This window comes from Paenibacillus sp. cl6col (assembly GCF_900102125.1).
Classification (GTDB): Bacteria; Bacillota; Bacilli; order Paenibacillales; family Paenibacillaceae; genus Paenibacillus_B; species Paenibacillus_B suaedae.
Genome location: NZ_FNAZ01000002.1, coordinates 393,973 through 406,482, shown reverse-complemented (window position 1 = coordinate 406,482; position 12,510 = coordinate 393,973). Strand labels below are relative to the sequence as shown.

Genomic DNA, 12,510 nt, shown 5'->3' with positions numbered 1-12,510 from the left:
TTCCTTCGACACCTGATTCACAGTTTGAATCGGTTGAACGATTTCCTTCGACACCTGATTCATAGTTTGAATCGGTTGAACAACTTCCTTCACTTCATTCGTTATCTGTTCCGGCTTTGCTTGTTTATAAGCTTGATTGAAAGCTTGATTGAAAGATTTATAGTAGTCTTCCAGATACCGTAAGTGCTCTTGTAGCTGCTCGACAAGTAAGCGATTCGTTAGCATCCATCTACCGAGCAGAAATTGTGTGCGATGCACGGAGTCGAGCACTTCCTTGATCCGATCCTCTTCCAATTGTTCAGAATGTGTATCGATTACCGTCTGCTTATATACCTGCACCCTTCGAAACGTACACAGGTGAAGCTCACGCAGCGTATCTACCATTGACAAGATTTGTATAACATGCAATTCTTTACTTTTCTGATCCCATCTCATATCCAATGCGTGGATGAGATGGAACACCGATAGCAGCATTTGAGACAAAGGTTGAAAGGTCTTAATCATCATCCACCTCGATCCATCTATTAATAATCGAATTCGTTTGAATCAGAATCCAGCTCTTCGCCTATATCATTCTGCTTTGTGATCAGGGCGCTGGTCTTGACAGCAGGATCTCTTGTTTGTGCTTGGAATTCCATATGTACGACCATATTCAGCTTCTTCAGCAGCAGCCACTCCGCCATTAGCATTGAATCCAGAATTTGTACAACAGAGGAGTTGTAATCCACAATTTCCTTAGGTGTCGGATGAGTTGGGAAGTTCTTATCCTTGCCAACGAACGCCTTTGCTTTCTCTGCCTCGGTAAGGAGCAGCTGTCCAAGGGCACCTTCTTCCAGAGAGAGCGATTGCAGTAGATGCGCAACTGCCTCATCAATTGATGGAATTTGATCATCATATTTTTGAATGCTCATGTTCTCCCTCCTCTCTCTCCGGATAATGGCGGAATGCTATTCTTCACAATCCTCAAAACAGTCATGCTGCTTCTCAAGTCGAATCACATCTTCCAGCTTAAAGTGCAACAGAATCTGATTTTTCACAACGTTTCTCAGCATGCGATCAACACTTTCATTAATTTGAAGCGCTTCGGACAAGCATACATCCCGATCTCTAAGTATGGCCTGAATTTTTTCGCCTTCCGCATTGATAATATGAGACAGTCCAATTTCCTCAAGGGCGATTGAGGTTAGCAGCAGGTTCACAACTTCTTTTCGTTTCAAAATAATTTCCGGTTTTATATCCGGAACATTTGGCATGGACATGATACATATCCTCCTTATTGAGGTGCTACTCACAGACATTTACAGTTCGATTCCTCATATTTTTATGCCATAGACAAATACATCATGCTGAGTTTCGAACTTTGTTTGTCCCTTGAACATGATCCTTTTGCAAAAAGAAAGTACATTCTCCTGTAGATCGTTCCACTCCACAGGAGAAATGTAAGCGCAACGAGATGCTTGACTGTTTAGATGACTATACCTGCAGGTAGTTTACAATCCAGGGAAGCTGCTAAGTATATTGTCTAACTTAAATTGAAGAAGCATTTCTTTCTTAATTACATCTTGCAATGTTTTTCTTACACTGTCGTCAATCGCCAGCAATTCCGCAACCGTTGCCGCTGGGGTAATGCCAGGTGCAAGTGTACCAACAACGAGTTGAATTTTCTCTGCCTCTGCATTCACGATGTGAGCAAGAGCCAGTTCTTCCAGAGCGATAGAAGCCAAAAGCAACGTTACGGTTTGGCCAAGGGTAATCGTAATAGTGGGAGTAATATTTGGAATATTAGCCTGTGACAAAACTGTTCACCTCTCTCTTTTCCTTTGCAAGCACCTCATTGCAACTTACGTTACTCATCCTATGTCTGAGGGTTTATCTCATATGCTAAATTCTGAATAACGTTTTTATTCCCCTTGTACCCGAATATCAATTTCAGGCATCGCATACAGTTACTTATCTTATACGAAGCCGAAGAGGAGTGAATGGATTGCAATCACCTACGTTATCCATCTGCATGATTGCACGGAATGAAGAGGATGTCATCGCTCGCTGCCTGCAGAGCATCAGGCCTATCGCAGATGAAATTATTGTTGTGGATACAGGATCAACGGATCGTACAATCGAAATATGCCAGGAGTTCGGCGCAACCGTGCTTAGACATGAATGGCAGGATCATTTTTCAATGGCACGCAATTATGGATTAGAGCAGGCAACAGGTGACTGGATTATGTGGATGGATGCTGATGAGGAAATGGATGTGGATGATCGTCAAACAATGAAGAAGCTGCTTCCTTCCTTAGACAAGGATATCTACTCGATTCATTTAATTAATTTCATTGGAGCAACTGTTCAAGCGAATGAATCATTTCATATTGCGCATGCTCGCCTCTTTCGTAATCACAAGGGATTTAAGTTCCAGTTCAGTATCCACGAGACATTAAATGTTCATGAAGTGCTGCCAGATCAAGATGAATCGCAAATCGCTACATTGCCAGTCAAAGTGTACCATTACGGTTATTTGAATGATGTAACTTATGCCAAGAACAAAAGCGAGCGCAATATAACGTTATTGCTCAAAGCAATCGAAGACAAAGAGCCAAATCCATGGCTGGAGTATCACCTAGCGAGTGAATATTCGCGTATGAAGAAATATGATTTTGCTTTTAAATACGTGAATTGGTCAATTGTTAGATTCCTATCCGAAGGACTCACGCCGCCATCGCTTGTGTATAAGCTGAAATATTCGATTCTACTGGAGACAGGAAGTATAGAGGGAGCTTGGCCAGCCATTGACAAGGTATTAGTGCTTTACCCCGATTATGTAGATCTTCATTTATACAAGGGTGTCATCCTGCATCAACTGGGCAAACACGAACAGGCACTCGAAACGTTCGACCATTGTATTGCATTAGGCGACAAACAGCTGAACCATTTAACCCTTCACGGCAGCGCTACCTTCCACGCCTATTATTATAAGGGACAATGTTATGAGCAATTAAATCAGCCACAAGATGCATGGTCAGCATATCGTTCAGCCCTGAACTTCTATCCTGAATATGAGCCTGCCAATCTTGCACTTCAACAGTTGCTCGTCTCTCATCCTGATTTGCACGAACAACCATCACCAATTTCTTAATTTATATAAAAAAAGCCTGAACCCTCCGTCAGTGTATCACTGGCAGTGAAGGTTCAGGCTTTTGACATTCAAGCTTTCAGACGAAGCTAGCAACTCGGATCTCACTCTTGATATGCTGCGTTGTATCGCCTTGTTTCGCATCATAATCCGTTAAACTGATCCCTTTCAGATTCGGCACCTGGACATTGCGGCGAATCAATCTTAATCGTTCTGCCCCAGTCTCATGCAGGCCATCCCGCTTAGCCTCTCCTACCATCCACACCGCATTCACTTCAGGATTTAGGGAGCGTTTGAGTGCCCGAAGCTGCCTGCGTTCAGGTGCAGGAAGATATTCTGACGCATCGATCAGAAAAATATAATCCTGTGTGGCCTGTTCTGATCCTTGTTGTATGATGTATGCTTCACCTGCATCCATATCTTCCGTTGCATCGATCCACCGAATGGGAACAGATGTCTCCAATTCAACGTCTTCCCGCTGTTCTCCGGTACAATTACATATGATAATTTCATTTGCCACTTCATGAATCGAAGCGATGCAAGCTTGCAACGGCTCAGTTCGTTCCCTCCAGCGAATGCAGAAGGTAATGGTTGACTCTGCTTTGTACAACAGGTCGAATATATCAGCCCCCCACTTCCGGCGTGCTTGCTCCCGATTCGTATGCAGCAGCATCATCAAGCTTGACTGCTCGAGCTGATTCGTCGTCACATGGCCCACATGATGAATGAAGGAATCATTCGCAATGAGCATACGATAACCCGCATTCGCTGTTCGCAAACATAGATCATCGTCCTCATAATTTCCTAATCCGTAGCGTTCATCGAACCCCCCTACCTCTTCGACAACACTGCGTTTCATCAGCATGCAAAATCCAACAAGTCGACGTACTTCTGTCACCGTTCCGGCAAATTTATGCTCATGCTCCTTTGCGAAATTGTTCAAGTCCCATAAATCGGTATACGTTACTGGAATTTGTTGATGAGCACTCGAATAATTCGTAAACGGCCCGACCATGCCTACATCTTCACTGGAGTGAAGCACGCGCAGCATATTGGTTAACCAATTTGGCGTGACGATGGTGTCATTATTCAAATAAAGAATATGATCCCCTGTCGCAAGAGCTGCTCCTTGATTGCATCCTTTTGAGAATCCTGCATTCACCGCATTTTCAATCAAGATTACATCCGACTGCAGTCTTAGATAGGGAAGCGTTAAGTCCGTCGAACCATTGTCAACGACAATTAACTCGTAAGGCTCTGGCGTATACTTACGAATGCTTTCCAGACATCGAATCGTATGAGCAAATTGATTCAACGTGAGTATCACAATACTGACCTTCAACACAATCCCCTCACTTCGCAATCACATACTTGGGAAATATGACTGTAACTAATGAAATGCCTCTACAATTTGATTCTCAACTGTTCGTATCGTTCCTCGCCAAGCTTCTCACGGAAATACTTCTGATTATGAAGCATACTTGGATGAGAGGGAAGGTAGCTGAGTGCAAACTCGTTATGATAGCAAGCCCTCTCGATGTCACCAAGACGATCATGACATACACATAGCTGCAAATGCGGTACCCACGTCCATGAGGATGGCTCTACCATAGACATTTGCGCTTCATCTGCTGGAAGCAGTGTAGCTTGCTCGAACCAGTACTTCGCTTGTAGAAAATGCCCCGAGTCCACCCACATGGCCCCAATCGCACAGCATATTTCCGCTCGCGGCTTATCATAGATGAAACTGCGGAACAGCGCCATAAACTGTTCGGTACGTTGACCCAACTTGCCATAACACTCCGCCATTTTTCTGCACGCCTGAATATTATCCTCTACCCACCCTTGCTCTGTATCGAGGAACTTCATATATCCGTGTGCTGCTTCTTCGAATCGGGAATGATCTCGCAATTCATTCGCAAAATAGTATAGATCGCGAGGCGTAAATTGCTCTCCCTCGGCAAGTCTCTTCTCGTAAATTCGCAAATTGCGATCGGTATATGCTTTATCCTTCTTATGTGTGACACACACATCACTATGAATAATATGTCCGCCTACTTCCAAATATTCGTGCACTGGCCCATACCATTTGAACCCACGATCACGCCTAACTAAGCGATTTCGCCGCAGACTAGACGTAACATTCCCCTTATCATCAACCATTAATACATAGTGCATGGTCACACTATCAACATCACGAGTGAGTGTCTTCTTCAGCTCTACTAGTAGGCGTTGATCCTTACTCTCTATCACATCGTCCGCATCGAGCCATAGAATATATTCTTGAGTAGCTTGACTGAAGGCATAATTCCGTGCAGCAGCAAAATCGTCAATCCATTCAAAATCAAATATACGGGCTTGATACTGTCCTGCAATCTCCTTCGTCCGATCTGTCGATCCCGTATCAACAATAATGATCTCATCAACAATGTTATGGACTGATGCAAGACATTGCGCTAGTGCAATCTCCTCATTACGTACAATCATACATAGACTAATCGTGATTGATGCAGACTGATCCATCGTCATTTCTGCCTCCTCAATATGTGAATCTAGCTGTACCTGATTAGACTGAGCTAGCAGCAGGTCAAGCGCTTCTCTGGCTTCTTTATGGCTGCGATCTACCTCTAGACAATTCTCATAGGCCTGTATCGCTTCTTCCCGATGATTAAGAAGTTCATGGCACTTCCCGACATAATACCAAGCGTGGAAGCTTCCAACTCCTCGCAGCGTAAGATGATAGATATTTTGTTCCCCCAGCTCAACACAGTACTGAAATACAGGCAATGCATGTTCAACCTTTTGTTTTAAATACAAGATGATCCCCTTGTAGAAATGGAGATCAACGTAATCTGGATATAACGCGATCGCCTTATCGATCGAAGGCCATGCCCCTTCATAACTGCCCATGATCAACATAAGCTCATATTTTAATTTATATAGAAGCGACGGTGGCAGCTTCCCCTGTTCTACAAACCGCATAACGGATGTATTTACAGACTCATAAGCTTCAGCATACTTTTTCAGCCGATACTGCTCACTTGCAATATGATAATCGACCCACGGGTTGTAGTCCGGCTTGTCTTTCTCCATCTGTAATAATCGCAAGTTCCGCTCCGACTTGTTCCGCAAATGAGTTACTGCTTCTAGGTAGCCATAGTGATGAAGTTGTACGGGCAAGATTTTAACATCGAATTGCTCGCCCAGAACCTCATGTACATTTACCTGTTCATGGATCGCTCCGACGAACTGAAAACCCATATGATTGCGAAGCAGCCGATGCTGACCAATTAAGTATGTTTTCTCACTGCTAGGTGTGTCTTCCCCAATGTAGTTCAACAGCTGAATTACACCGATGTGAGCTTGCTCTTCTTGCAATATATCTCGAATCAACATGGCTTGATCTGAATCCAGCCTCTCATCCGCATCCATCCATAATATCCAGTCGCCAGTTGCTTGCTTCAGGGCATAATTGCGAGCTTCGGCAAAGTTGTCATTCCACGGCATTTCATATATGTTCGCTCCATATGATTGGCATATTGGAATCGTCTGATCGGATGATCCCGTGTCGACAATAATGATTTCATCTACAACATTCTTGACGCTGTCCAGACAAATGCCGATAAATGTCTCCTCATCCTTAACGATCATGCATAATGATAGTCGCTTCTCCAACTTCCCATCCCCTTTTCACATCGCTACAAACGATATATGCCGCAAATAGCCCAGTCGTGCATGTCGGAAATGGGTTCCTTTGACTTCAACGCTATCATGTCGTCCAAATTCTACGATATTCATAGATTTTTTTGTTACATTTCGTAAATGTAACAACATTGTCTTCAGTTTTTAATGTTCATTTAATGTTCCTTTCGTATTATTTGTATTAACGGAAATAGATCAATAGAAGGAGGTCCGTTGCCAGATGAAAACAGTTTATATTGAATTCCAACAACGAAAAATACCCGTGTTTTGCACAAATATGTCCCACAAAAATACATTCTCACTACTTATGGATGCACTTAACCGCAAGATGAATACAGGCAAGCGAGCGATCAAGACCTGTCTTGAAACCTTGATCAGTATTGAAATTATCGGCTCAGAGGCAATCTTGCATTCAAGACGTGAAATGGACACTGTAGCATTGTCCTTATATTAATCATTCGTGCATTTGAATTCCGACAGAATTGTTTTGATAGATCATTGCAAAAGGCGTAATTCCTTTTTGGAATTACGCCTTTTGCAATCTTTACACGTTATTCTTTTGTAAAATCAAACTTGACACGATACACTTTGTATCATACATTACAAGTATGTGTAACGTAACTTATGAATCTGCGATCCTACTCTAGCATATTTATGACAAAGGAGTCCTGCTATGACCTTTGGAGAGCGCTTACGCAATTTACGAACGGCCCGCAACATGTCGCAAGAGCAAGTAGCTCGACATATTGGATTAACTCGTTCGGCATATAGCCATTACGAAATTAACAATCGGCAGCCCGTCTATACAACCCTTCTTAAGCTAGCTGTCTTATTTGATGTATCCGTGGATTACCTAATCAATGATAACTCCTTTCTGGAATCACACGAGACGAATCAGCTGCTGCAGCTATGGCATGGGCTTGATGCCGACTCAAGACAGCAGACACTCCAGCTCATGAGGCAATCACTCTACTCCAAGCGATAGGGTTTACGACCATCCCTATTTTACTTGAGCAGGCAATATAATGTAGAATGTCGTTCCATGTCCTTGCACACTCTCAACGCCGATTCTTCCTAAGTGCAATTCGACAATTTCTTTGGCAATTGCCAGCCCTATACCGCTGCCGCCTGTCATTGAATTTCGCGACTTATCATTTTTGTAGAAACGGTCGAATAGATAAGGCAAGTCTTCTTCTCCCACACCAATTCCGGTATCCGTAATTTGAATATGAACCGCTTGCTCCTGTTTCAGATAGTCCACTTCAATGGTAATCGAGCCGCCAATTGGCGTAAATTTGACCGCGTTATAAATAATGTTGTCAAATACCTGCATCATACGATCAATGTCCACTTCCAGCATAAGACTTACAGGCGGAGCATTGCGGTACGTCAAGTTGTAACATGCGAACATTAACCCTCTGCTTCGCAGTTCCAACTCGTAATGCTCTTCCAGATGTGAAATAAAATGTTCAAGAAGTACAGATTCTATCGATACAGGCACCCTTCTTGCTTCTAATTTGGACAACTCAAACAAATCGTCAATCAGATGATTCAAGCCATTAATTTTATTTAGCATGAGGCGGATATATTTCTTCTGCTGCTCTCTATCCTGAATTACCTCATCTTGGAGCGCCTCCAAGTAACCACGAATTAAGGTCATTGGTGTTCGCAAATCATGGGAAATATTCGTAAATAGATGCCTGCGGGAGGTCTCCATCCGCTCTAACTCATAATTTTTCATTTCTAAATTTGCGTTCATTTGAGTTAAGGCAGCTGTGCGCTCTTGGATCCGCGCTTCTAAGTTAGCATTCAACTCTCGTAACTCGATCGTTACAGATTCTACGTCGTACATCGCCTTGGAATATCTCATTGAGATCATAAGCGACTGCATGAAAACGCAAAATACAAGTCCACTTGGAGCCAAGTCTCGAATGGGAGCAAGCGAATGATAATATAAAATATCATTAAGAACCAATATATTGAAAACAGTAAAGCCGAATAATGCAATATGCGCTCCCATCCGATGATTATAGACAGCCTTCATATTCATTATGATTACATAGCAAGCCGCTGCTATCACATATAATTGATAAAGCAGAAGGTAAGAGGTGAACGTACGCACAGGCAGGAATACAATGGAGCCAATTAGCAATGCTCCTGCTACATTCATTATCGTATACGTCCTATAGCACGCGTCCTCATAAAATAAATATCTCACATATCCGCATCCTGCCATCGTCGCCACGATCATTAGCACATATTCCAGGCGAATAACGAAATACCACGATAAACCAGGAAACCAAGTAAGCAGAATGGCATCTCCCGATGTTAGGATTCGGATTGCCATTGCAATACAAAGAATCGCAAATAGAAACGTATACCAATCCTTGCGCCTCTCTATGAACAGACCAATATGATAGAGCCCCACCATTAATAAGCAGCCGAACAGCATACTATCCCTAACCAATTCCAATCTGCCCTTGCTTATAATTTTCTCCGATGAACCCAGGTATAGTGACTGCCATATTCCTCCACGATGATGCGAGAAATTCGTAACCTCGATAACGATATCTGCGGTGTTTCCAGGAGTACTCACCATAACCATGCGTTGCTTCATAGAAGGAACAGCATAGTCCTCAAACTCGGAGACTTGTCCTTCATGAATAATCGGCTTACCATTCACCCACATGCGATATGAACTATATATGCTGGGGAGCCATACACCCAACAGATTATCCTTCGCATTCTTCTTTATCGTAAGATAATACGTCGCGACTCCCGTACCCTTCTTGGAGAACCCCGGATTCGTTAACTGATTCCAAGAAGATGGCACCTTCACATCCGCCATCATTGAAGGGGAATCCGTTATTTTCTCCGTAGGAAGCAAGCTCCCCCATTTCATCTTCCACATTCCGTTCAATGGCACAATTCCATCTTTTTCAAAATTCCAGTTCCGCAAATCAAGTATTCCATTTTCCGCGCTCGGAGCACGCTTCGAATCAATAATCGCCCCTGCAACATGTAGAATAATTATAGTTACAATAATCATGGCCATCATAATATGAAAAGTTATTCGACGCATCGATGACGCCCTCCTCAACCCTTCCATTTTATAACATACTTTCTTATTTGACGATAGAAGAATCCAAGGAATTAAGGTTTCATGTCGCAATTAGGAATAGATTGCCATATCCTGACGATTTTCGCTATAATGAAAGAAGTGGCGGAGGTGATAACCTGCAGTGAACGAGAGCAAAATATTAATCGTAGATGATGAAATAGAGATTACCGAACTCATATCCTTATATTTGCGCAGGGAAGGCTACCGTGTATACGTTGCAGACAACGGATATACCGCCTTACAGATGATGAAGGAAATTGAACCAGACTTAATTATCTTGGACATCCTCCTCAAGTCGCTAGATGGTATTGAGGTATGCAAGGAAGTGCGCAAGACATCGAATGTTCCAATCCTCTTTATAAGCTGCAAGAGTGACGATGTAGACATTATATTAGGTCTTACAGTCGGTGGAGATGATTACATTACGAAGCCATTCAGCCCTAGTCAACTCGTTGCTAGGGTCAAGGCCCATTTGCGCCGCAACTCTCTGTCTGCTCAAGCACTGCAACGCTCGGCTCAACACAGACTGTCCTACGAAGAATTGGAGATGGATTTGCAGAGCCACACCGTGACCGTACAAGGCAGAGCTGTTGCACTATCTGCCAAAGAATTCGACTTACTCGCGTATTTGGCGCAATCGCCGAACAAAGTATTCAAGTTGGAACAATTGTATCAGCATATCTGGAATACCGAGAGCTTCGGTGATACACGAACACTCATGGTACATATTAGCAATCTACGCAAGAAGATTGAACCGGATCCTACACGCCCACGCTACATCGTAACCGTACGAGGCGTAGGGTACAAATTTCAAACCGAATAACCAGCTCTACACCAATACCCGCATGAATTCATCTCATGCGGGTATTGCTTTCGTAAACTTTCTGGAAGCTTGGGCTTGTTTATAGTACAATAACGCTTAGTGTTAAGGAAGTTTGAACAGAAGAAAGGAAGTCACATTACATGTACATGTCTACTGACTGGAAAGACTATGAATTAATTGATACAGGCGGCGGAGAGAAGCTTGAACGCTGGGGAGATGTTGTGCTTCGTCGTCCCGATCCACAAATCATATGGCCTCTTGAAAAGGAGACAGATATTTGGCGCAATGTACACGGCCATTATCATCGCAGTTCCTCCGGCGGCGGTCAATGGGATATGAAGAAGCCTATTCCAGAGCGTTGGACGATTGAATACAAGCATCTCAAGTTCTATATTAAGCCAACGAACTTTAAACACACAGGTCTGTTCCCTGAACAAGCAGTAAACTGGGACTGGATGATGAACAAAATTAAGAGTGCGAATCGTCCAATTAAAGTTCTTAACCTGTTCGCTTATACTGGCGGTGCAACAGTGGCCTGTGCATCTGCCGGCGCCGAAGTCTGCCATGTTGATGCTGCTAAGGGGATGGTGCAGTGGGCGAAGGAAAATGCCGCGTTGTCCGGTTTGGAATCTCACCCTATCCGTTTCATCACGGACGATGTATTCAAGTTCGTACAAAGAGAGCAGCGCAGAGGCAACAAATATGACGCCATCATTATGGATCCCCCTTCCTATGGTAGAGGACCTGGCGGTGAAACGTGGAAGCTGGAGCAAAGCTTGTATCCGTTTCTTGAGTTCTGTACGACAATTATGTCGGACAATCCACTTTTCCTGCAAATCAATTCATATACGACTGGGATCTCGCCTACCGTACTAAGCAATATGCTGAGTATGACAATGAAAAAGCGCTACGGCGGCAAGCTGTCCTCAGGTGAAATAGGCATCCCGATTACGAAGTCCGGTATGGTACTCCCTTGCGGTATATTGGGAAGATGGGAGGCATAACGATAGATGTTAGGCCAACCTGCAACTCCGCATATTGGCATCTTATACGAGGATAATCACGTAATCGTTGTCGAGAAGCCAGTTAATATCTTGTCACAAGCGGACGATACGCAGGATGCAGATATGGTGACCTTACTGAAGCAAGACTTGAAGGAGCGTTATGCGAAGCCTGGCAATGTCTATGTAGGTCTAGTCCACCGATTGGATCGTCCTGTCGGTGGAGCCATGGTGTTCGCGAAGACGAGCAAGGCTGCCTCACGCTTATCTGATGTCGTTCGCACACACAAGCTGGGCAAGACTTACATGGCTGTCGTTCACGGCCGTCCAGCTAAGACCAACGGGACACTAACTCACCATTTGCTGAAGGATGTCCGCACGAACACAGTCCGCGCTGTTGCTCCTGGAACTCCAGGAGCCAAGGAGGCACGCCTGTCTTATGAGGTAGCTGGCATAAGCGGCGACATGACGCTTGTGCGTATAGAGCTCCATACCGGACGACCGCACCAAATTCGCGTACAAATGAAAACGATTGGTTGTCCATTATATGGTGATCAGAAGTACGGCGCTGATCGCAATAAGCCTGGTCAGCAGATTGCTCTATGGTCTGTGCAGCTATCGTTCCCCCATCCGACTACGAAGGAAGTTATGGAGTTTAGATCTCAGCCGCCCATGGAATACCCATGGAATCTCTGGGATCCGGCAATCTATTCTTCCTGTTGATGTGTTCTCC

General features: G+C 43.9%; 13 protein-coding genes and 1 pseudogene. 6 read left to right on the top strand and 8 right to left on the bottom strand.

The window, feature by feature from the left end; genetic code table 11:
• From BLS15_RS28890 to BLS15_RS05990, 4 genes are all read right to left on the bottom strand, one after another.
• Positions 1–507, bottom strand: a 507-nt coding sequence (locus BLS15_RS28890; RefSeq protein ID WP_175460724.1) for a hypothetical protein, incomplete at its 3' end; no start/stop codon positions are given.
• Positions 508–524: 17 nt separating this feature from the next.
• Positions 525–911, bottom strand: a complete 387-nt coding sequence (locus BLS15_RS06000) for an alpha-helical endospore appendage domain-containing protein (protein ID WP_021254598.1) — start codon at positions 909–911, stop codon at positions 525–527.
• A gap of 36 nt (positions 912–947) precedes the next feature.
• The gene (locus BLS15_RS05995; protein ID WP_021254599.1) at positions 948–1,259 is read right to left on the bottom strand and encodes an alpha-helical endospore appendage domain-containing protein; all 312 of its coding nucleotides are present in this window, start codon (positions 1,257–1,259) and stop codon (positions 948–950) included.
• Positions 1,260–1,490: 231 nt separating this feature from the next.
• Positions 1,491–1,796 (bottom strand): alpha-helical endospore appendage domain-containing protein, encoded by a 306-nt coding sequence (locus BLS15_RS05990; RefSeq protein ID WP_021254600.1) that lies wholly within the window; start codon positions 1,794–1,796, stop codon positions 1,491–1,493.
• Positions 1,797–1,984: 188 nt separating this feature from the next.
• On the opposite strand from BLS15_RS05990, the gene BLS15_RS05985 reads away from it, so the two are divergent.
• Complete coding sequence (locus BLS15_RS05985; RefSeq protein WP_254777291.1) at positions 1,985–3,133, top strand: glycosyltransferase family 2 protein; 1,149 nt, start codon at positions 1,985–1,987, stop codon at positions 3,131–3,133.
• Between the two features lie 76 nt (positions 3,134–3,209).
• Here BLS15_RS05985 and BLS15_RS05980 read toward each other — a convergent pair whose 3' ends face one another.
• From BLS15_RS05980 to BLS15_RS29930, 3 genes and pseudogenes are all read right to left on the bottom strand, one after another.
• Positions 3,210–4,472 carry a glycosyltransferase family 2 protein gene (locus BLS15_RS05980; protein WP_175460723.1) on the bottom strand — a complete coding sequence of 421 codons (1,263 nt, stop codon included), beginning with the start codon at positions 4,470–4,472 and terminating at the stop codon, positions 3,210–3,212.
• A 62-nt stretch (positions 4,473–4,534) separates the two neighbouring features.
• A complete protein-coding gene (locus BLS15_RS05975) occupies positions 4,535–5,653 on the bottom strand; it encodes a glycosyltransferase family 2 protein (protein ID WP_090510946.1) in 1,119 nt (372 codons plus the stop codon).
• A gap of 99 nt (positions 5,654–5,752) precedes the next feature.
• Positions 5,753–6,781 (bottom strand): annotated as a pseudogene (locus BLS15_RS29930) (glycosyltransferase); the annotation flags it as partial.
• Between the two features lie 271 nt (positions 6,782–7,052).
• Between BLS15_RS29930 and BLS15_RS05965 the strand changes: the two are divergent.
• Entirely contained in the window at positions 7,053–7,286 is a 234-nt protein-coding gene (locus BLS15_RS05965; protein WP_021254604.1) for a hypothetical protein, read from the top strand.
• A gap of 219 nt (positions 7,287–7,505) precedes the next feature.
• On the top strand, positions 7,506–7,817 hold the full coding sequence (locus tag BLS15_RS05960; RefSeq protein ID WP_090510466.1) for a helix-turn-helix domain-containing protein: 312 nt from the start codon (positions 7,506–7,508) through the stop codon (positions 7,815–7,817).
• Between the two features lie 15 nt (positions 7,818–7,832).
• Here BLS15_RS05960 and BLS15_RS05955 read toward each other — a convergent pair whose 3' ends face one another.
• Positions 7,833–9,914 carry a sensor histidine kinase gene (locus BLS15_RS05955; protein ID WP_090510463.1) on the bottom strand — a complete coding sequence of 694 codons (2,082 nt, stop codon included), beginning with the start codon at positions 9,912–9,914 and terminating at the stop codon, positions 7,833–7,835.
• Between the two features lie 160 nt (positions 9,915–10,074).
• On the opposite strand from BLS15_RS05955, the gene BLS15_RS05950 reads away from it, so the two are divergent.
• From BLS15_RS05950 to BLS15_RS05940, 3 genes are all read left to right on the top strand, one after another.
• A complete protein-coding gene (locus BLS15_RS05950) occupies positions 10,075–10,776 on the top strand; it encodes a response regulator transcription factor (protein ID WP_021254607.1) in 702 nt (233 codons plus the stop codon).
• A gap of 140 nt (positions 10,777–10,916) precedes the next feature.
• On the top strand, positions 10,917–11,780 hold the full coding sequence (locus BLS15_RS05945) for a class I SAM-dependent methyltransferase (protein ID WP_028533072.1): 864 nt from the start codon (positions 10,917–10,919) through the stop codon (positions 11,778–11,780).
• 6 nt (positions 11,781–11,786) lie between these two features.
• Positions 11,787–12,500: an RluA family pseudouridine synthase gene (locus BLS15_RS05940; protein WP_021254609.1), complete on the top strand. Its 714-nt coding sequence runs from the start codon at positions 11,787–11,789 to the stop codon at positions 12,498–12,500.
• Positions 12,501–12,510 lie beyond the last annotated feature (10 nt).

Excerpts from the sequence above, each read along its gene's own strand:
- BLS15_RS06000 (WP_021254598.1), bottom strand. The coding sequence starts at position 911 with ATGAGCATTCAAAAATATGATGATCAAATTCCATCAATTGATGAGGCA.
- BLS15_RS05995 (WP_021254599.1), bottom strand. The coding sequence starts at position 1,259 with ATGTCCATGCCAAATGTTCCGGATATAAAACCGGAAATTATTTTGAAA.
- BLS15_RS05975 (WP_090510946.1), bottom strand. The coding sequence starts at position 5,653 with ATGGATCAGTCTGCATCAATCACGATTAGTCTATGTATGATTGTACGT.
- BLS15_RS05965 (WP_021254604.1), top strand. The coding sequence starts at position 7,053 with ATGAAAACAGTTTATATTGAATTCCAACAACGAAAAATACCCGTGTTT.
- BLS15_RS05960 (WP_090510466.1), top strand. The coding sequence starts at position 7,506 with ATGACCTTTGGAGAGCGCTTACGCAATTTACGAACGGCCCGCAACATG.
- BLS15_RS05955 (WP_090510463.1), bottom strand. The coding sequence starts at position 9,914 with ATGCGTCGAATAACTTTTCATATTATGATGGCCATGATTATTGTAACT.
- BLS15_RS05945 (WP_028533072.1), top strand. The coding sequence starts at position 10,917 with ATGTACATGTCTACTGACTGGAAAGACTATGAATTAATTGATACAGGC.
- BLS15_RS05940 (WP_021254609.1), top strand. The coding sequence starts at position 11,787 with ATGTTAGGCCAACCTGCAACTCCGCATATTGGCATCTTATACGAGGAT.